This is a genomic window from Lactococcus sp. SK2-659 (genome assembly GCF_020218185.2).
GTDB lineage: Bacteria > Bacillota > Bacilli > Lactobacillales > Streptococcaceae > Lactococcus > Lactococcus lactis.
On record NZ_JAIWQZ020000003.1, the window covers coordinates 96285 to 117061 of the forward strand.

A 20777-nucleotide genomic window follows, 5' to 3' on the forward strand; every position below is an offset into this window, starting at 1 on the left:
CATAGATTCATTTGATAATTAATTATTTAGGAAAGAGTGAATCACTAGCTTATTAATGTAATTTAAAAAATTCATTAAATATAATAAAAATAGAAAAAGGAAGAAAAAATAATGACATCACCACTTATTACAAAAGCAGAAGTAAACTCAGTATTCCAAGGTCGCAGCTTACTTGCTGAAAAAGATTTCACACCAGCTGAAATTAACTACCTTGTTGATTTTGGTCTTCATTTGAAAGCATTGAAACAACAAAATATTCCTCACCACTACCTTGAAGGTAAAAATATTGCCTTGCTCTTTGCAAAAACTTCAACTCGTACACGTGCTGCCTTTACAACTGCTGCAATTGACCTTGGGGCTCATCCAGAATACCTTGGAGCTAACGATATTCAATTGGGAATTAAAGAATCAACAGAAGATACAGCTCGCGTGCTTGGTTCAATGTTTGATGCTATCGAACGTCGTGGATTCTCTCAAAAAGAAGTTGAAGATTTGGCAAAATACTCTGGTGTTCCAGTTTGGAATGGTTTGACAGATGATTGGCATCCAACACAAATGATTGCAGACTTTATGACTGTTAAAGAAAACTTTGGACATCTTAAAGGTTTGACATTAGTCTACGTAGGTGATGGTCGTAACAACATGGCAAACTCACTTATCGTAACTGGTTCTATGCTTGGTGTGAATGTTCATATTGTTGCTCCAGATTCACTTCATCCTACTAAAGAAGTTATGGACATTGCAAATAAATTTGCTGAAAAATCAGGTGCTAAACCTCTTGCAACTTCAAATATTGAAGAAGGTGTTAAAGGCGCAAACATTATTTACTCAGACGTTTGGGTATCAATGGGAGAATCTAACTGGGAAGAACGTGTTAAACTTTTGACTCCATACCGTATCACAATGGATATGCTTAAAATGACTGGAAATGCTGACAATGGTCAATTGATCTTTATGCACTGCTTACCAGCATTCCATGATACTGAAACTGAATATGGTAAAGAAATCAAAGAAAAATATGGTTTGACAGAAATGGAAGTGACTGACGAAGTATTCCGTTCTAAATATGCTCGACAATTTGAAGAAGCAGAAAATCGTATGCACTCTATCAAAGCAATCATGGCTGCAACTTTGGGTAATTTATTTATCCCAGCAGTTCCTGAAGATTTTAAATAATTAAAATAGATAATTTGTCAGTTTACTGACAGAGCTGTCAGTAAACTGATAGATTTTGATTTAAGTCGTTGAAAGCAGTCTAAGATAAAATTAGACTGTTTTGGCGGTTGAAATCACTGAAAGGATTGATATGGACGCAGAAAATAAAAAAGGAATTGGCCTTGCTGCTTTAGTTGCGATTATTGTTTCTGGAGCGATTGGTGGTGGGGTATTCAATCTCTCTAACGATTTAGCAACAAATGCATCACCTGGTGGTGTTATCATTTCATGGATCGTTATTGGTTTTGGTATTTTAATGTTGGTTTTATCACTAAATCATTTGGTGGTAAATAAACCTGAACTTTCAGGTGTATCAGATTATGCACGTGCTGGTTTTGGTAATATGGTTGGTTTCATCTCAGGTTGGGGTTATTGGTTATCTGCATGGGCAGGTAACATTGCCTTTGCTGTTTTGATGATGACTTCCGTTGACTATTTCTTCCCCGGCGTATTTCAAGCTAAGAATGGTTCTTTGACCATTCTGTCAGTAATTGTTGTTTCAATTGTTTCGTGGGGATTGACCTTACTCGTTATGCGAGGTGTTGAAGGGGCTGCTGCTATTAATGCAATTGTCCTCATCGCAAAATTGATTCCATTGTTTGTTTTTGTAATTGCTGGAATAGTAACATTTAAAGCTGGAGTATTCAGCGCTCACTTCTGGCAAAATTTCGTTGCGAATACAAATGCTGATGGTGTCATCAAGAGTTTAACTTGGTCAAATATGACTGGCGGAGATTTATTCAGTCAAGTCAAAGGTTCACTTATGGTTATGATTTGGGTCTTTGTCGGTATTGAAGGTGCTGCTATGATGGGTGACCGTGCAAAACGTAAATCAGATGCCGGTAAAGCTTCAATTCTTGGTTTGATTGCCTTGTTAGTAATTTATATCTTGCTCTCATTATTACCATTTGGTTTTATGAGTCAACAAGAGTTAGCAAACACAGGACAACCTGGTTTAGTTCATATTTTGAACGCCATGGTTGGTGGTTGGGGTGGCTCACTAATGGCCATTGGTCTGGTGATTTCACTTCTTGGTGCTTGGTTATCATGGACAATGCTTCCAGTTGAGGCAACACAACAATTGTCAGAACAAAAATTACTTCCTAGTTGGTTTGGTAAACTTAATGACAAAGGTGCACCTAAAAACTCACTTTTGTTGACACAATTAATTGTTCAAATCTTCTTGATTGTTACTTATTTTGTAGCTGATGCTTACAATGTCTTTGTTTACCTTTGTACTGCTGTTATCATGATTTGTTACGCCTTAGTTGGTTTATACCTCTTTAAATTAGGGATTCAAGAAAAGAAAACAAGTAACATTATTATTGGTTTCATCGCAGCTGCTTTCCAAATTTTAGCATTGTACTATTCAGGTTGGCAATTTGTTTGGCTTTCATTAATTCTCTATGCTGTTGGTTTCATTCTTTATGCTTTGGGCAAAAAAGAATATGGCACTAAAATGTCCACAGCAGAATTAATTGCAACTTTTGTTTTAACAGTTTTAGGAATCCTTGCTGTTTTTGGAGTATATGGAAACTGGCTTGGCTTGCAAGATGCACTTGGAATTGATGGTAATACATTACTTGTTGCTGTTGTTCCACTGATTGTAGTGACATTTATTGTTTACTTCGTCGTTCGTAGCGATATTAACAAAAAAGAAATAAAAAATTAAGCGAAGGGGTACAGAAATGGTAAAACGTATTGTTGTAGCCCTTGGTGGGAATGCTATTCTGTCGAAAGACCCATCAGCGAAGGCTCAAAAAGAAGCACTTGAAGTTACAGCTGAACAATTGATGCCATTAATTAAAGATAATGACTGCCAAATGGTTGTGACTCATGGAAATGGACCACAGGTTGGAAACTTACTTTTACAACAGCTAGGTTCAGATAGTGAAAAAAATCCAGCTATGCCATTGGATACAGTTGGAGCAATGACCCAAGGTGAGATTGGTTTTTGGACCGTTCAAGCATTTACAAGAGCAATGGCAAATAATGGCTTGGAGCGTTATCCAGTTATTTCAGCAGTGACTCAAACATTGGTTGATGAAAATGATCCAGCTTTTAAAAACGCTAGTAAACCAATTGGTCCTTTTTACACAGAAGAACAATTGCCAGAAATTAAAAAGCAATTTCCTGATTGGGAATTAATGGAAGACGCTGGTCGCGGATATCGCCGAGTTGTTCCAAGTCCTAAACCACTTGAAATTATTGAAGCCAAAGCTTTTGGACCAATCTTAGAATCTGGTAGTCTATTGATTGCTTCTGGCGGTGGTGGAATTCCCGTCATTAAAGATGGTAATGGTTATAAAGGTGTTGAAGCCGTAATTGATAAAGATTTCTCTGCAGCTAAACTGGCTGAAATGGTTGGAGCAGACGAGCTTTTGATTTTAACAAGCGGTGGTGACGTATATTTGAACTATGGGAAAGAAAACCAAGTTCATTTGGAAACAGTCAAAGTTTCTGAAATGCGCAAATATGTTGACGAAGAACGTTTTGCAAAAGGTTCAATGGGACCAAAAGTCGAAGCAGCTGTCAGTTTTGTTGAACGAACAGGTAAGACTGCTACAATTACTAGCCTTGACAATGTTGAAAATTTTGTCAAATCTGGTAGTGGAACAAGAATTGTTCCTTAAATAAGAAAAAAGATAGAGGAGAAATAATTTCATGGTAAGACGTATGGTCGTAGCCCTAGGTGGTAACGCTATTTTAACAGATGACCCAACAGCAAAAGCGCAAGAAAAAGCACTTGAAACAACAGCAGAACAATTAATTCCTCTTATTAGAAATAATGATGTGGAAATGGTTGTCACTCATGGTAACGGACCACAAGTCGGAAATCTTTTATTGCAACAATTAGCAGCGGATAGTCCTAAAAATCCAGCTATGCCAATTGATACAGCTGTTGCAATGACTCAAGGACAAATTGGTTTCTGGATGGGGCAAGCATTTACAAGAGCTTTGATAAAAAATAATATGGAACGTGTTCCAGTCATCTCTGTAGTGACTCGTACAGTTGTTGATAAAGATGACCAAGCTTTTGAAAAACCTACTAAACCAATTGGTCCATTCTACGACGAAAAAGGATTGGCAGAAATGAAAGCTCAATACCCCGACTGGGTATTTGTTGAAGATTCTGGCCGCGGCTATCGAAGAGTAGTTCCAAGTCCTAAACCAACACGTATCGTTGAAGCCGAAGCGATTAAGCCACTAATCTCATCAAGTGTTTTGGTGACTGTATCTGGTGGTGGTGGAATTCCTGTCATTGAAACTAAGGATGGTTATGAAGGGGTTGAAGCTGTTATTGATAAAGACTTTTCAGCAGCGAAAGTAGCTGAACTTGTTGAAGCAGATAATCTTTTGATTTTGACTGCGGTAGATAATGTTTTTGTTAATTTCAATAAACCTAATCAGAAAAAACTAGAAACAGTAACAATGGCAGAAATGAAAGCTTATATTGAAGAAGGTCAATTTGCTGCAGGTTCAATGCTTCCGAAAGTCGAAGCAGCAATGGAATTTGTTGCTCGTACAGGGCGTCCTGCAACAATTACTTCTTTGGAAAATCTTGAAGACTTCCTCAACAATGATTCAGGAACAAAGATTATTCCTTAAAGATAAAAATGCTACATTTTTGATGTAGCATTTTTTTATAAATGTAGTCTAAAAATCGATAAACTTTCCGATATTTTATCAATAATTATTGTACAATTAACATGTAAACGATTTATATTGATAAAGTTACTGACAAGATGTAAGTATCAGCGATAAATATTAAGGTAAAATGATTACTAAATCTGTCAGTAAAAAAATAAAGAGAGGAAGACAAATTTAAATGATTTTTTCTTAAAAAAATATTTAAATTTGCAAATAAAACTTATGGAACTTGTACAATTTGGTTGTGAAGACTGGCTCAATGTTTGGGAAAAATCTGCAACGATTGATATTGCTCAGTCAACCATTGATTCGTTATCTTTGGAAGAAGTTTTGGCCTTCGAAGAAGATAATGGCGAAGCTTTTATGTTACAGATGATGAAAGAAAAATTCAGTTATGGTTGGATTGAGGGTTCACCAGCTTTTAAATCAGAAGTGGCAAAACTTTATAAAAGAGTGCCAGAGGATAATATTTTATCTACAAATGGAGCTACCGGAGCAAATTTCCTTACAATTTTAGGATTAATTGGTCAAGGTGATCATGTGATTGCTCAATATCCTTCTTATCAACAACTGTATGATTGGCCTAAAACATTAGGTGCCCAAGTTGATTATTGGCATATCAAAGAAGAAAATAATTGGTTGCCACAAATTGAAGAATTACGTCGTTTAGTAAAAAGTAATACAAAACTTATTTGTTTAAACAATGCGGCCCAACCAACCGGAGCAATCATGAGTCCTAAATTTTTGTCAGAAGTGGTTGAAATTGCACGCAGTGTTGATGCTTATATTCTTTGTGATGAAGTTTATCTTCCACTGGATGAAGAAACGCCTTATTCACCTATTGCTGATTTATATGAAAAAGGAATATCAACTAACTCTATTTCTAAAACTTATTCTGTACCAGGAATTCGTGTGGGTTGGGTAGCCACTCAAGACCGTGACCTTTGTAATGAATTTAGAAAAATCCGGGATTATACCTTGATTTGTACCGGGGTATTTGATGACGCCGTAGCGGCTTTAGTATTGAAACATAAAGATAAAGTACTTGAACGCGCTCGTAAAATTGTCAAAGGTAATTTATCAATTTTGAAAGAATGGGTGGAAAATGAACCTTTAGTCTCAATGGTTTATCCCAATGCAGTCTCTGTAAGTTTTGTTAAATTTGAAGAACTTGATCCAACAAAAACTGAAGATTTTGCAATCCAACTTCTTCGTGAAAAGGGTGTCCTAATTATTCCTGGAAACCGTTTTGATTTACCAGGCTATGGTAGGATTGGGTATTGTACAGATGAAACAACCTTACGTCAAGGCCTTAAACTCTTATCTGAATTTTTGAGAGAATATCAGGTTTGATATATTCTTTATAAAATACATTTCTGTTTTACTAAAGTGTATAAAAAGTGTATAATAAAGAACTGATAGTATAATTATAATTGAAGAATATAAAATAGTCTCTATATTCAAGAGACTCTTTTATATTTATAAATGATATTATACAAATTTAATTATAGGAAATTTATGATTAAATAGTAGAAAGTGAGTAAATGGAAAACAAGAAAACAAAAGGGATTAGCCTTTTTGCACTATTAGCAATTATTATTTCTGGAGCAATTGGAGGTGGAGTCTTCAATCTTGCTAATGACCTCGCCAATGGTTCAACACCCGGTGGAGTCATGATTTCATGGCTCTTTATTGGTTTTGGGATTTTCATGCTTGTCTTGAGTTTTAATCGACTGATTACAATTAGACCCAAACTTTCCGGAGTCTCCGACTATGCTCGAGAAGGGTTTGGAGACTTTATCGGTTTTCTATCAGGATGGGGTTACTGGATTTCAGCTTGGACTGGAACAATTGGTTTTGCAGTTTTAATGATGACATCTGCTGACTATTTCTTCCCTGGCAAATTTGCTAATTCCAATGGTTCGTTGACTGTTTTATCAGTAATTATTGTTTCAATAATCTCATGGATATTAATGTTTCTAGTTGACCGAGGAGTAGAAACTGCCGCCCTTGTAAATGCGGTTGTTATGATTGCAAAGCTCATTCCTTTAGTTGTATTTTCAATCACAGGGATTATCCTATTTAAAGCTGATGTATTCACTCAACATTTTTGGCAAACTTTCACAAGCAATCTAGCTGCGGATGGGTCAGTCAAAAGCCTAGTTTGGCATGCGATGACTGCTGGTGGACTCCTTGATCAAATTAAAGGCTCGCTGATGGTCATGGTCTGGGTATTTGTTGGGATTGAAGGCGCAGCGATGATGGGAAATCGGGCAAAGAAAAAATCGGATACAGCTAAAGCGACAATTATTGGTCTAGCAGTTTTGCTTGTCATTTATGTCCTTTTATCATTACTTCCTTATGGTTATATGGACCAGGCAAGTTTGGCAAATGTTAAAGCACCAGGCTTAGTTTATATTCTTAACGAGATGGTCGGTGGCTGGGGCGGAAGTCTGATGGCAATTGGACTAATGATTTCCTTATTAGGAGCTTGGCTTTCGTGGACAATGTTACCAGTTGAGGCGACACAACAATTGGCAGAGCAAAAACTATTGCCAAGTTGGTTTGGTAAGCTGAATAAATATCATGCGCCAAGTAATTCTTTGCTTATTACTCAGCTGATGATTCAAATCTTTATTATCATTACATATTTTGTAGCCAATGCTTATAATGTCTTTATTTATATGGCAACAGCTGTAATTATGATTTGTTATGCTTTGGTTGGAGCTTATCTTCTTAAAATTGGGATTAAAGAAGGTTCAATTAAAAATATATTAATAGGATTTTTCACCTTTGCTTTTCAAGCTCTGGCCCTTTATCTTTCAGGTTGGCAATATGTTTGGTTGGCGATGATTCTTTATACGATTGGTTTCATTTTATTTATTAAAGCGAAAAAAGAAAGTCGACAAGCAATATCAGTCAAGGAATGGGCAGGAATGTTCATTGTGGCCTTACTAGGAGTTTTAGCAATTCTGGTCTTGATTTGTGGCGCAAAATCAGGAACAGCTTTAGATCTTCGGGGATTACTAGGCTACTAAACAAAATATAAAAATAAGTTGTCTTATATAAATTAATTTTATCGGTATTTTTCTAAAAGTGAATAAAGGAGAGAATTGATGAGAACTTTTTCAGAAGTTAAGGAATTATTAGCTGATCTTGAAATTCCTTATAATATAGTAGAACATCCAGCAAGTCATTCAACTGAGGAGTCGGATAACTACATTAAAGATTATGAAGGTTGTCGTTCCAAAACTTTAATCTTAGCCAATAAAAAGTCTACCCAGTTCTATATGATAATTATGGATGATGCTAAACAGGTTGATATGAATCGCTTGGGAGAAATTATTGGAGTGAAGAGACTTCACTTTGTCTCGGAAGAACGACTAGAAGATATGCTTGGATTAAACTCCGGAATTGTTTCTCTTTTTGGACTTGTTGGTAAACATTATGATAATATGCATATTTATTTTGACCAACAAATGCTAGATGACTATCAAATTCAAACTTTTCATCCTAATGATAATACCAAAACTATTTTCTTTGCGATGGATGCTTGTTTTACAATTTTGAAGTCGCAGGGCTATGATTATCAAATTATTGATTTATAAATTAAAACTCTTACTTGTTAAGAGTTTTTTTGTAATCAATCTATTGAGTCTGAAAACTAATTCTTGTATAATAGCAATATGTTAACTTTCCCACTCATCAATGACACTTCGCGAAAAATCATTCATATTGATATGGATGCCTTTTTTGCTTCTGTTGAAGTGCGTGATAATCCGAGTTTAAAAGGTAAGCCGGTTGTTATTGCCAGAAATCCATTACAGACAGGTGGACGTGGCGTGGTTTCAACTTGTTCTTATGAAGCGCGTGCTTTTGGAATACATTCGGCAATGAGTGCTAAAGAAGCTTATGATCTTTGCCCACAAGCTATTTTTATTTCAGGAAACTATGAAAAATACACAAAAGTAAGTAAACAAGTTCGTGAAATCTTTAAACGTTACACTGATGATATTGAAGCAGCTTCAATTGATGAGGCCTATTTAGATGTAACAGAAAATAAAATCGGTGCTCAATCAGCAATTAAAATTGCTAAGTTGATTCAGCATGATATATTTGTTGAGTTAGGTTTAACCTGTTCTGCAGGAGTTTCTTATAATAAATTTTTAGCGAAAATTGCATCTGATTATGAAAAGCCCCATGGCTTAACCTTAATTATGCCAGAAGAAGCATTAGAATTTTTAGCAAAATTACCGGTGGAAAAATTTCATGGTGTTGGAAAAGCGACAGTTCCTAAATTGCACGCACTAGGTTTCTTTAATGGGGGAGATTTACAAAAAGCAGACCCAGTTGATTTAGCTGAAAGATTCGGAGTTTATGGTTGGGAGCTTTATCAAAAGGCCAATGGAATACATAACTCGAAAGTCAAAAATTACCGTGAGCGAAAGTCAGTTGGAAAAGAACGAACTTATGGTAAACTATTATATCTTCCGGATGATATTAAAGCAGAGTTGAGTAAAATTTCTGGTAAAGTTTCCGACTCATTAAAGAGTCATCAATTAAAAGGAAGTATTGTCATTTTAAAATTGAGATATTCTGATTTTACAACATTGACAAAAAGAAAATCTTTAGCAGAAAAGTTAGAAAGTCCAGAAGAAATTGCAGAAGTAGCACAAGAGATATTTGAAGAACTTGAATATGATGAAAGTTTAGGAGTAAGGCTTTTAGGGGTTACGGTGACAGAATTTGGTGTCCCAAAAGCAACATTAGATATGCAATAGTTAGAAACGGGATGAAGGCAATTTCAGCTCGCTTTTTTGTGATTAGATAATAAATGGTACCAAGTGAACAAGCAATTTGAAGGAGCAGCATTTCGTTTAAGAAAGTTAGAGAAAATGAAGCGGTAAAAAACCATAAAAAATCACCGCTGCCAACTCTTAAATTGAATTTTTCAGCTAAGACGGCTAAAATAAGCCAAAAATAGAAAAGGGGAGAAAGAGGAAATATTAAAATAAAACTGAGTGCAAAAATAAACCAGATAACAAAAGGAAAACTGTGCTGACGATAATCAAAAGCAGATAAAATTAGTGAAAGAATAATCAGTAAAAATTGACTAGGTTTAAGATAATTTACCCAAGCTAAAACAAAAATTAAAGCTGATGAGAACTCCAAAAAAACATATAAATATGGAATTTTACTTTTACAATAACGGCAATGTGAGCCAGAACATATTTGAGAAAAAATAGGAATTAGATCACGATAGGCTAAAAGTTGCTGACAAGAATCACAATGTGAGCGTCCAAAAATAATCGATTTTCTTAGTGGAATACGGTCAACTATTAAGCCAAAAAATGAGCCAAAAATACTTCCAATTACAAATATAAATAAAATGTCCATACTAATCTATACGAAATAAATGAAGAATTGTAACTTTAAATATAGCGAAAAAAGAAAATAAGTAAATCATTTGAGAAAAAAATCTCATTGGTTTATAATATATTTATAGAAAAGTTAATATTAAGTCTCTTTATGACATTTAATATTTAAAAAATGGAGGTTAGTTATGTCAAATGAACACACACAAGAAGTTTTAAATCAAACAGTTGCTGATTTATCAAAAGCATCAGCACTTGTTCATCAAATCCACTGGTATTTGCGTGGTCCAGGTTTTCTTTACCTACACCCAAAAATGGATGAATTAAAAGATCAATTGGATGAACATTTGGACGAATTTGCAGAACGTCTAATCACTATTGGTGGTTCTCCAGTTTCAACTTTAGCAGAATTTGATAAAAATTCTAAAATTGAAATGACTCCCGCCGTTTGGGGAAAATCTAATTCAGAACGTGTAAAAGAATTGATTGTTGCTTACAAATATTTGACTCAACTCTTCAAAGATGGCATTAAAATTGCTGGTGATGATGGTGATGATGTGACAGTTGACTTATATACGACTGCTCTTGGAGATATTGAAAAAACACTTTGGATGATTGAAGCTGAAGTAGGTTAATTACTTTATAAATAAAAAACTCTCTGTCAGTTAATGATAGAGAGTTTTTTATTTGAAATTTACTAATAAGACGATTAGTAATTAGATACCAGATTTAGTTTTACCATTCCAAGAATTCAAACCACTTTTAAGGATATAAACTTCAGGAATGCCAGCTTTTTTTAGTTTTTTAGCAACTTTTGCTCCGCCAACAGGACGACCATTTTCATAAATGAGTACAGGTTTATGTTTACTTAAGGCATTTAAACTTTGGTCAATTTGTCCAGCAGGAAGATTACGTGCACCAAGAATATGTTTAATACGAAAATCTTTTGCTTCACGAATATCAATTAATTGAGAAGTAGGCATTAAACGAGCAAACTCAGCTTCTTCAACAAGTTTAGCATTACGACGAAGATTCCAACGAGGATAGACAAACATTCCGATAATTACTAAAACAAGAATGATATCAATGATAATAATAACCAAAATTATTCTCCTTTAAATTTAAGAGCAAGACTTGCGGCACCGATAATTCCAGCGTCATTTCCAAGGACAGCAAGTTTGATTTTACTTGAGTTACGAACAGTTGAAAAGGCATATTTAGTGAAATATTTTTCAACTTTTTCACGTAAGAATTCTCCAGCAGCAGAAACACCACCACCGATGACGATTGAAGCAGGGTTCAAAGTAGAACCAAGGTTTGCACAAGCAAAACCGAGATAATAAGCAAATTTATCAACAACGGATAAGCTGAAGTGATCTCCTTCTTGAGCTGCAAAGAAGATATCTTTGGAAGTCACCTCATCACCATTATCAATTGCTGCTTTAATAGTAGAATCACCTTCATATTCTTCAGCAAATTTACGAGCTAAACGAACGATACCTGTTGCAGAAGTTACTGTTTCCAAGCAACCGCGATTTCCACAAGTACATTCAAAACCATCAGGGTCAACACAAATGTGGCCAATTTCGCCACCAGCTCCGGCAACACCATGAACAAGCTCACCTGAAGCGATAATTCCGCCACCAACACCAGTTCCAAGAGTAATGAAAACAACATCTGGATTATTTTCACCTGCCCCTACCCAACGTTCACCAAGAGCAGCAACGTTAGCATCGTTATCCAAAATGAATGGAAGGCCAACACCTTCAGAGATTGGTTTACCTACTTCTTGAGTATCTGCCCAGTTTAAGTTAAAAGCAGCTTTTACGGTACTTTCAGAAATATTTACTGAACCCGGTGTTCCCATTCCAATTCCAAGAAATTCAGATTTGTCCAAGTTATAAAGGCTTAAACGGTGGTTGATTGATTCAATAATATCAGGGACGATATGTTTTCCATCTTCTAAAATATTTGTCGGAATAGACCATTTATCTTGAACCTCACCATCGAGTGTCAAAATTCCAAATTTAATTGAAGTTCCACCAAGGTCGATACCGATAATTTTACTTGCAGTCATGTTTTTTTCTCCAATCTGACAATAAAAAAAGAATCATTTTTTATTGGTCGTAGATTTTTTCTTTTCAATTCTCTCTTCACGTGCCAAAATCAAGCGAGCAGTCAAATAGTCATGGTCGCTTTTTTGAAATATTCCTGATTCAAGCATTTTTCCTAATTCAATTTGCATAAAAGCAATCGCATCCAAACGATCTGGAAAAAGATTGATGTATCCATATTTTTTCAGCATTTCTTGCACGTCATAGAGAGTTTTCATTACTACATTTTACCGTATTTGATAAAGGCTTTCAAGTCCAAGCTATATGTAAAAGAGAGTGAATAGCGCAGAATTTGCTTATAAAATGGTATAATACAATATAATTTGAAAACGTAACTAAAAAGATATTTAATGGTAATGATGCTTTTGGAATAAGATTGTAGTTAAAATTTACTTGTTGAGGGTAAAAAATGAATAGAATTTTGATTGATGCGGACTTTTATGCAGTAAATCGCTTGGAGCGATTTGTTCTTGAAAATGAAAAAGAACTTGGGATAAAAGACGAGATCGATGCAACAATGGTATTCTATAATCATCAGCATGTCTATAAATTTCTTCAAATTTACCTTAATGAAGTTAAGACTTGTTTTATAAAAATTGCACAAAAAGAAGAGTTCGAAATACTGAAAAAAATACAGAAGTTAGAAAGTAAGGCATTTTTTCTTATCTATACTGATAATCCTGACTTAAAAAAAGAATTATTGAACTTTACTACCTCTCCGTTATGGACTCAAATGACTGTGGCCAGTGACTCTGATACTGAAGTTAGAGAAATGATTAAGAAAGTGTTGCTCTACTGTTTTACAAATGAGCTAAATATTGTCGAAATCAGTGGTTATCCAATTTCGATAGATTCTCTTTTATATATTGAAGCGGACAAAACACATCGAAATTATCTTAGAGCCATCACAAAAGATAATGAATGTTTAGTTCGTGGTACGATTTCTGATGTAAAAAAGAAAATTCCCAATTTACTTGCACTTGGGCGCGGTTTACTCGTTGATACAAATAAAATTCGTCGAATTGAAAAAGACGGGTTGACGCTATGTTTCGAACAAAGCTTGAAAAAAGTCAAAGCACCGGCGGTTTGCAAAAAAGAGTTAAAGGAACTCAAAAAACAATCAAAACGAATAAAATAATCACTCTTTTTTAGGGTGATTTTTGTTTTTTCCTGATAAAAACGCAATTTCATCACAGAAAACTCAATTTCGTCACAAAAATAATGAAATTATGCAAAAAAAGATTGTATGCAAAAATGAAAAGGTTTACAATCGAAATATAAGATTTAATATTGATTTAAAACTATTAAACAAATGCAATCAACTAAAAGCTCATACATAATCAAAGTGAGGAAGGAGGGACAAAAAATTTTGTTGCAGTAGAATTTTAAAAAAGTTCTACAAAAGATTAGAAATCTTTAGAAAGGAAGTAGAAAAATGAAAACTAAAAAATTACTTGTTTCAACACTTATCCTTGCGACTCTCGGTGGAACATTCCTTCAAGTCAGTCCTGTATTCGCTGTTAATCGTTCAACTTATTCTCAAGGTTCAACAAATGACAAAAAGTATGGTATGGGAGCTTATGCGGCCTACTGGAACAACTATGGAAATCATTGGGCTGAAGTAGTATATGTACACCGCTATGGAGGGGCTTTAGCGGGAGCTTATGCCAATCAACAAGCTTATGCCTGGTTAAATACTCGCTGGGGAGAAAGAGTGATTTTCTTCCATGGTAATAATACAGTTCAAACCAAACATTGGTGAGTGAAATGAAAAAAATAAAGTATATTTTTTTGACTGTGACCATTGCACTAGTCACAGTCTTTTATATTATCAACATAAAAGGAAAAGATCAGCAAATCATTTCAGAAAGATTGCCAAAGGCTGTTCTTATTGCAAATAATGAGAATCAAAACCCAGAAACCATTCCTAGCCCTCAAGAAGTCGTCAAAGAAATAGACGATTATGCAAGAAAACATAATGTCTTTATCGTTATGGATATTGTCACACCTGCCGGCTCTGAAGACTTCAAGCCAACTTATATAACTTTTGGGACAGGGAAACTTGCAAGTAATATGATTTTATTTCCAAAAGCGAATCGGGCAAACAATGACTTATTGGGTATGGGTGCAACTTACAATATTCTAAAAGGGCATGGAAGTGCCGAGGAATTAAGTCAATATTTAAATCAAAAATTTCATGTAACGGCATCTTATTTTCCCACTATGTCACTCATTGGGGAGTACTATAATATCTATGGTAATCCACAGGCTGTAACCTTATTGATAAGTATCTTTCTGGCTTTTGTCGGCTTAGCTATTTTTGTAAGAATCTCAGAGTTACGAAAATCAGGAATAGAGCTTTTGTCTGGAAAGACCTTGTTGAATACTGTATTTTCAGATAGTATTTGTGATATAAAGTTTATCTCAATTTTGACGATTATTGCTATGATAGGGACTTCTAGTTACTTGCTCATAACTGGTCTAAGCAACTTGTCACTTCATATTTTTGCTTTATTTTCTATCTTCTTTTCTTCTCTGATATTTGTGCTATTGTCATGCTTAGTAAGTGCAATAATCATGATTATCCTCTCTCGGAGTCAGCTTAATTCACTTATCAAAGGGAAACTACCGACAATAGCGTTGATGGTTCTTGTGGTTTTGATGCAATTTGCTGTGAGTCTTGTCCTTGTCACAAGTCTATCAGGAATTCACTATAATCAAATTGAATTAAAAAAACAGGAAGCCGACTTAGATAAATGGAAAGAAGAAAAAGATTATTATACGTTTCCCTATGCCTCTATTAATTTGCAAGTGAGTAATCAAGAAGCAAAATCATGGTGGAACTTTTATAATATTGAAGTAACGAAAGATGATGCGATATTCGTTAGACATGATTTATTTGCTGGACCAGAAGAAAGTAGCCAAGACCAACTTTTCGTTACACCAAGTTATCTGAAAGCACAACATATCAAGACTAAAGAAGACTTTTCTAATCTTAAACTTGGAGAATACGCTCTTTTGATACCGAAAAATCAAATGAAAAACCGTCAAAAACTTATCACTAAATATAATAAATCATTGACGGAAACCACACAAAACGGTAAAAAAGAGACTAAGATGAAGGCAAAATACGTTGAAGAAGTACCAAATGGTGAAAAACGTTTTATTTATAATGTCGCTTATGAGAAAATGACAACGCAGCAAGAAATCTCTGACCCAATTATTATTGTGATAACACCGAAATCATCAGGAGAAGAAACTGGTCTATCGTGGGCAGGGGATAATGATTATTTCTTTGTGAAAGGTAAAGAACAAACGATTAATAGGCTGAAAAAGTTGGGATTATACGATAAGGTTCATTATTTAGTTAATGCCTATGGACAGTATGAAGCACAGACAAATCTTGTAAAAGAGAGTTTAAATATGGCAATCATGTCAGCCATTATAACGATTATTGTCATTAGTTTTTTCTATATTTTACTGCATGTCCTTTACTTTACTCATTTCAGAAGAACAATTGTAATAAAATTTATTTCTGGAATGCCCAACTTGAGAATTCATCGTCGGTTCATTTTTGTAGAGTTAGGATTACTTTTGATTTTATTACCAACATTGACAATAATCAGCAATGAGTTTTTATATTCTCTTTTTGTTGTAAGTGCTTTGTGGTTTATTTCGCTCATTATCCTACTTGTTCAAATGAAAAATTTTGAAAATGGACAAATAAATAGTTTGAAAGGAGAATAGATGTTTGAATTAACTAATATTACTAAAGAATTTTTACATAGAAAGGTTTTTGATAACTTTAAATTAACCTTTGAAGCTGGGAAAGTTTATGCCATTATCGGTCAATCAGGTTCTGGTAAAACAACCTTACTGAATATGATTGCTAAACTTGAATCCTACGAGGGAAGTATTCTTTATGAGGGAAAAGAATTATCAAAAATCAAGAAACATTCCTATTTTCTAAATGATTTGTCTTATCTTTTTCAAAATTTTGGATTGATTGAAAATGAAACGATTGATAAAAATTTGGATTTGGGATTGATTAATCAAAAGTTATCCAAGAAAACTAAACAAGAAAAAAAGCTTGAAACTTTGGCACAAGTTAATGTAGCCTATTTAAAACTCAATCAAAAAATTTATGAATTGTCAGGTGGTGAGGCACAGCGTGTGGCACTTGCTAAAGCGATTTTGAAGGATTCACCGGTTATTTTGGCAGATGAGCCAACAGCAGCACTAGATTCTGAGAATAGTGAAGAAGTGATGAAATTACTTTTGAGTCTGAAAAATAAAAATCGGATTATTATTATTGCTACGCATAATCCTGTGATTTGGGAAATGGCGGATGAGGTTGTTGAATTGTCTAGATGAGGTAATATATTGGGGGGATTTTTACTTTTTACAATGAAAATATCAATTTCATCACAAAAAAATTGATTTCGTCACAAAAATGATGAAATTGTGCAAAAAAATATTGTAAACGAAAATAAAAAGGCTTACGATTAAAGTATGAATAATGATAGAAATAAATCTTGAAAGAGAGGGAGGACCAATGGAAAATTAATAAAGTTCAATATCAACTCAAAGATATATCGTGCAAAAAGAAAGTGGGTAATTTTTTAATTAAAAATATAACATCAAGTAAGTTATAATTTAAAGACTAGCTCTTAGATTAGTAACTTACAGACTAAGAAAAGAGGATTTAGTTATGAATGCGAAAAAAATTATTATTGGCACACTTGTTGTCAGTGTATTATTTGCAACTGGATTTGCTGTAAAAGCAGATGGTGCATTAGCACCTAATGTTGATGTGTCTAAAAATGGAAAAGTTAATTTGAATATACCTAAAAAGGCAGATAAAATTATTATGAATACGAAAAAGCAAGTTAAATATGTTGTGAAGGGAGCCGTGAAGCTAGAGAGTACAAGTGGTGGTAATTTGACAGCGCCTGTAACGGTGGATAGTCAAGTAACTACTGATAGTGGAGACAATACAAAAGGAGTGACAACTTATACTGCTGATTTATCTCAAGCTCAAGTTATTAGTAATGATAAAGCAAGTTCAGATAATAATTTGGCTATAAACATATTGGGGAATTTTTTTGGCACTAAGGTATCTGCTACAACTTATGATACTTCAACAACATCTAAATGGGATTCAACATATGGCGTAAAGATTAAAGAAGAAATTTACTGGACAGTAACGGGTTCACATAATGATAATAAGTTGAATATTTATAAAGTTACGGGCGGCTACACGATTGCTGATTCGTCAATTCAGGTAACCTCATCTAGTATAAGAGTACAACAAAAATATCATCCGTCGCAAGACCATACATGGGGAAAAGGCACCTCAGCGTCTTGGAGTGTATCAACAGGTTATACAGCTGTTTCGAATACTCCTGGTTCAAGAGGGGAAGTAGGTTATACAGTTAATTTAAAAAGAGGAACTCATTCTAAATGGTCAGTAACCCTTAATAATTTAGTATTTTCTTATTAATTTAGTTAGGAGATAGATATGAAAAAATATATAGTATTTACATTTATTTTAGGGTTGCTCAGCTTCTTTCTTCCTTTTTTTCCAGCGACTAATAATCACTTTGAGAATACTCAACTTTTGGGCTTTCAATATGTTGTTAAATATGGTTTGCGGCTCTATTTCGTTGTTTTGATTGTACTATTGGTTAATTATTTTACAATAAATGAGCGGTATGTAAGATATAAAAAAGTCATTCCGCTTTTAATCACAATTGCTATATTTGGAGCTTATGGTGGTCTCGCATTTAGACAATTTTTGATTGGTGGAATACAAAGAGGACTGATGGTGCTAGGAGATTATAGTTTTGGATATTTTATCAGTTTCGCTTTGTTTTTAATTTTTAATGTTTTGGTTTGTATTGATGCCTATAAAAAGGGAGATTAAAATGTGGGTAAGAAAAATAAAAATTTGGCAAGTATTTCTTGCATTCATCATTTGGATAGGAACCATGTTTCTTCCTGCAACGGTAAATCAGGCTAAATTGAATACGAATTTTGACTATAAAAAAAGTCGAGAAAATTTCTTTTATTTTCTTTTTCATCAAGTCCCTTTTTATAGTTTCATTTTGGGATTGGTGTTGCTTATATCACTTTTTCTCATTTATAGGAAAATAAATTTTAGTGTCTATTTTTCTTTTGCTAGTCTTATTTTTTACATTAGTTTCTTAGTTATAGCTTTTCCGTCTATGATTATTTTTAATCATCGTTTATCTGAGAATACTTTTGGGGCTGAACTTTCTATCTTTTTAACCTTTTATGGAGCTGGATATATTATTGCTGTTCTATTGGGTTTAGTTGCTTTTCTTTTACTATTTCTCTACAGTTTAAGAATAAAAGAATGTTAACAACATAATCATTTTTGCTGATTTTATTAATTATAAAAAAATAAAGAACTCCTTAGAAATTTTTCTTTGGGGTTTTCATTTTGGAAGTAAAAAAATCTTTGTTAGGCTTGTAAACGTGTGCATTTACAGCTTTTAGAAAAGTGTGCTATAATGGGTTAGATATATACGAAAGTAAGGTATGATAAAATTGACTAAATTACGCGAAGATATTAGAAACGTCGCTATTATTGCCCACGTTGACCATGGTAAAACTACATTGGTTGACGAACTCTTAAAACAATCTCAAACGTTGGATGCTCGTAAAGAATTAGCTGAACGTGCGATGGACTCAAATGCACTTGAGCAAGAACGTGGGATTACTATCCTTGCCAAAAATACAGCAGTTGAATATAACGGAACTCGTATCAACATCTTGGACACACCAGGTCACGCGGACTTCGGTGGAGAAGTTGAACGTATTATGAAAATGGTTGATGGAGTTGTCCTCGTTGTCGATGCTTATGAAGGAACAATGCCTCAAACACGTTTTGTTTTGAAAAAAGCTTTGGAACAAAACTTGACTCCAATCGTTGTTGTTAATAAGATTGACAAACCATCTGCTCGTCCAGCTGAAGTTGTTGATGAAGTTCTTGAGCTTTTCATCGAACTTGGTGCTGATGACGAACAATTGGATTTCCCAGTTGTTTATGCTTCAGCAATCAATGGTTCTTCATCAATGTCTGATAATCCAGCTGATCAAGAACACACAATGGCAAATATTTTTGATACAATCATCGACCATATCCCTGGCCCAGTTGATAACTCTGATGAACCTTTGCAATTCCAAGTTTCACTTTTGGACTACAATGACTATGTTGGACGTATTGGTATTGGACGTGTTTTCCGTGGAACAATCAAAGTTGGGGACAGCGTTACTTTGTCTAAACTTGATGGTTCGACTAAAAACTTCCGCGTTACTAAACTTTTTGGTTTCTTCGGTCTTGACCGTCAAGAAATCCAAGAAGCAAAAGCTGGTGATTTGATTGCTTTGTCTGGTATGGAAGATATCTTCGTTGGGGAAACTGTTACACCTTCAGACCACGTTGAACCATTGCCAATCTTGCACATTGATGAACCTACTTTGCAAATGACTTTCCTTGCTAACAACTCACCTTTCGCTGGTCGCGAAGGAAAATGGGTAACATCACGTAAAGTTGAAGAACGTTTGGTTTCTGAATTGCAAACTGACGTTTCACTTCGTGTTGAAAACACTGAATCTCCTGATAAATGGGTTGTTTCTGGTCGTGGTGAATTGCACTTGTCAATTCTTATTGAAACAATGCGCCGTGAAGGATATGAACTTCAAGTTTCACGTCCTGAAGTTATCATCAAAGAAATTGATGGTGTTGCTTGCGAACCATTTGAACGTGTTCAAATCGACACTCCTGAAGAATACCAAGGTTCAATCATCCAAGCCCTCTCTGAACGTAAAGGTGATATGCTTGATATGCAAATCACTGGTAACGGTCAAGCGCGTTTGATTTTCCTTGTTCCTGCACGTGGTTTGATTGGATTCACAACAGAATTCATGTCAATGACTCGTGGATACGGAATCATGAACCATACTTTCGACCAATATCTTCCAGCTGTTAAGGGAGAAATCGGTGGACGTCACCGTGGTTCTTTGATTTCTATGGATTCAGGTCAAGTTACTTCTTACGCAATGGGTTACGTTCAAGAACGTGGACAACTTTTTGTTGATGCAGGTACTGAAGTTTATGGTGGGATGATTGTTGGTGAACACAGTCGTGATAATGATTTGACTGTAAATATCACTAAAATGAAACAACAAACAAACGTTCGTTCTTCAAATAAAGACTCTACATCTGTTTTGAACACACCAAAAATTCTTTCACTTGAAGAATCTTTGGAATTCCTTGGAGATGATGATTACTTGGAAGTAACTCCAGAATCAATCCGCTTGCGTAAACAAATTTTGGATAAAGCAATGCGTGAAAAATCAACTAAGAAGAAAAAATGAGTTTAATCAAATAGAG

General features: G+C 34.5%; 21 protein-coding genes. 17 read left to right on the forward strand and 4 right to left on the reverse strand.

The window, feature by feature from the left end:
• Nucleotides 1–111 precede the first annotated feature (111 nt).
• From argF to dinB, 8 genes are all read left to right on the forward strand, one after another.
• The gene (argF, locus tag LDP15_RS10505; protein WP_004254507.1) at nucleotides 112–1176 is read left to right on the forward strand and encodes an ornithine carbamoyltransferase; all 1065 of its coding nucleotides are present in this window, start codon (nucleotides 112–114) and stop codon (nucleotides 1174–1176) included.
• Nucleotides 1177–1306: 130 nt separating this feature from the next.
• Complete coding sequence (locus tag LDP15_RS10510) at nucleotides 1307–2887, forward strand: basic amino acid/polyamine antiporter (protein WP_015427128.1); 1581 nt, start codon at nucleotides 1307–1309, stop codon at nucleotides 2885–2887.
• Between the two features lie 16 nt (nucleotides 2888–2903).
• On the forward strand, nucleotides 2904–3848 hold the full coding sequence (arcC, locus tag LDP15_RS10515) for a carbamate kinase (RefSeq protein ID WP_015427127.1): 945 nt from the start codon (nucleotides 2904–2906) through the stop codon (nucleotides 3846–3848).
• A gap of 31 nt (nucleotides 3849–3879) precedes the next feature.
• Nucleotides 3880–4824 (forward strand): carbamate kinase, encoded by a 945-nt coding sequence (gene arcC, locus LDP15_RS10520; RefSeq protein ID WP_012898533.1) that lies wholly within the window; start codon nucleotides 3880–3882, stop codon nucleotides 4822–4824.
• A gap of 264 nt (nucleotides 4825–5088) precedes the next feature.
• Entirely contained in the window at nucleotides 5089–6219 is a 1131-nt protein-coding gene (locus LDP15_RS10525; RefSeq protein WP_136122559.1) for an aminotransferase, read from the forward strand.
• A 191-nt stretch (nucleotides 6220–6410) separates the two neighbouring features.
• On the forward strand, nucleotides 6411–7904 hold the full coding sequence (locus tag LDP15_RS10530) for a basic amino acid/polyamine antiporter (protein WP_015427125.1): 1494 nt from the start codon (nucleotides 6411–6413) through the stop codon (nucleotides 7902–7904).
• A gap of 78 nt (nucleotides 7905–7982) precedes the next feature.
• Complete coding sequence (locus LDP15_RS10535) at nucleotides 7983–8474, forward strand: prolyl-tRNA synthetase associated domain-containing protein (RefSeq protein WP_015427124.1); 492 nt, start codon at nucleotides 7983–7985, stop codon at nucleotides 8472–8474.
• Between the two features lie 78 nt (nucleotides 8475–8552).
• Nucleotides 8553–9647 carry a DNA polymerase IV gene (gene dinB / locus LDP15_RS10540; protein WP_015427123.1) on the forward strand — a complete coding sequence of 365 codons (1095 nt, stop codon included), beginning with the start codon at nucleotides 8553–8555 and terminating at the stop codon, nucleotides 9645–9647.
• Here dinB and LDP15_RS10545 read toward each other — a convergent pair.
• Nucleotides 9598–10263 carry an A24 family peptidase gene (locus LDP15_RS10545; protein ID WP_015427122.1) on the reverse strand — a complete coding sequence of 222 codons (666 nt, stop codon included), beginning with the start codon at nucleotides 10261–10263 and terminating at the stop codon, nucleotides 9598–9600. The genes dinB and LDP15_RS10545 overlap by 50 nt on opposite strands.
• A 166-nt stretch (nucleotides 10264–10429) precedes the next feature.
• Between LDP15_RS10545 and LDP15_RS10550 the strand changes: the two genes are divergently transcribed.
• Nucleotides 10430–10876 carry a DNA starvation/stationary phase protection protein gene (locus LDP15_RS10550; protein ID WP_004254538.1) on the forward strand — a complete coding sequence of 149 codons (447 nt, stop codon included), beginning with the start codon at nucleotides 10430–10432 and terminating at the stop codon, nucleotides 10874–10876.
• An 81-nt stretch (nucleotides 10877–10957) separates the two neighbouring features.
• Here LDP15_RS10550 and LDP15_RS10555 read toward each other — a convergent pair whose 3' ends face one another.
• From LDP15_RS10555 to LDP15_RS10565, 3 genes are read right to left on the reverse strand one after another with little or no spacing between them, the layout of a single operon-like run.
• Nucleotides 10958–11344: a rhodanese-like domain-containing protein gene (locus LDP15_RS10555; RefSeq protein WP_004254540.1), complete on the reverse strand. Its 387-nt coding sequence runs from the start codon at nucleotides 11342–11344 to the stop codon at nucleotides 10958–10960.
• 2 nt (nucleotides 11345–11346) lie between these two features.
• Nucleotides 11347–12318, reverse strand: a complete 972-nt coding sequence (locus LDP15_RS10560; RefSeq protein WP_015427121.1) for an ROK family glucokinase — start codon at nucleotides 12316–12318, stop codon at nucleotides 11347–11349.
• Between the two features lie 33 nt (nucleotides 12319–12351).
• Complete coding sequence (locus LDP15_RS10565; protein ID WP_010906270.1) at nucleotides 12352–12573, reverse strand: YqgQ family protein; 222 nt, start codon at nucleotides 12571–12573, stop codon at nucleotides 12352–12354.
• Between the two features lie 191 nt (nucleotides 12574–12764).
• Between LDP15_RS10565 and LDP15_RS10570 the strand changes: the two genes are divergently transcribed.
• The 8 genes from LDP15_RS10570 (at nucleotide 12765) to typA (ending at nucleotide 20761) form a co-directional block, all read left to right on the forward strand.
• Complete coding sequence (locus tag LDP15_RS10570) at nucleotides 12765–13493, forward strand: LytTR family DNA-binding domain-containing protein (RefSeq protein WP_015427120.1); 729 nt, start codon at nucleotides 12765–12767, stop codon at nucleotides 13491–13493.
• Between the two features lie 297 nt (nucleotides 13494–13790).
• Complete coding sequence (locus tag LDP15_RS10575; protein ID WP_012898524.1) at nucleotides 13791–14117, forward strand: lactococcin 972 family bacteriocin; 327 nt, start codon at nucleotides 13791–13793, stop codon at nucleotides 14115–14117.
• A 5-nt stretch (nucleotides 14118–14122) separates the two neighbouring features.
• Nucleotides 14123–16102, forward strand: a complete 1980-nt coding sequence (locus tag LDP15_RS10580; protein ID WP_080619333.1) for a bacteriocin-associated integral membrane family protein — start codon at nucleotides 14123–14125, stop codon at nucleotides 16100–16102.
• Nucleotides 16103–16729 carry an ABC transporter ATP-binding protein gene (locus tag LDP15_RS10585; protein WP_015427118.1) on the forward strand — a complete coding sequence of 209 codons (627 nt, stop codon included), beginning with the start codon at nucleotides 16103–16105 and terminating at the stop codon, nucleotides 16727–16729.
• Nucleotides 16730–17066: 337 nt separating this feature from the next.
• Nucleotides 17067–17858: a hypothetical protein gene (locus tag LDP15_RS10590; RefSeq protein WP_015427117.1), complete on the forward strand. Its 792-nt coding sequence runs from the start codon at nucleotides 17067–17069 to the stop codon at nucleotides 17856–17858.
• Between the two features lie 18 nt (nucleotides 17859–17876).
• Complete coding sequence (locus LDP15_RS10595) at nucleotides 17877–18281, forward strand: hypothetical protein (RefSeq protein WP_015427116.1); 405 nt, start codon at nucleotides 17877–17879, stop codon at nucleotides 18279–18281.
• Nucleotide 18282: 1 nt separating this feature from the next.
• Entirely contained in the window at nucleotides 18283–18741 is a 459-nt protein-coding gene (locus LDP15_RS10600) for a hypothetical protein (RefSeq protein ID WP_015427115.1), read from the forward strand.
• 187 nt (nucleotides 18742–18928) lie between these two features.
• Nucleotides 18929–20761, forward strand: a complete 1833-nt coding sequence (typA, locus tag LDP15_RS10605; RefSeq protein WP_025016832.1) for a translational GTPase TypA — start codon at nucleotides 18929–18931, stop codon at nucleotides 20759–20761.
• Nucleotides 20762–20777: the final 16 nt, after the last annotated feature.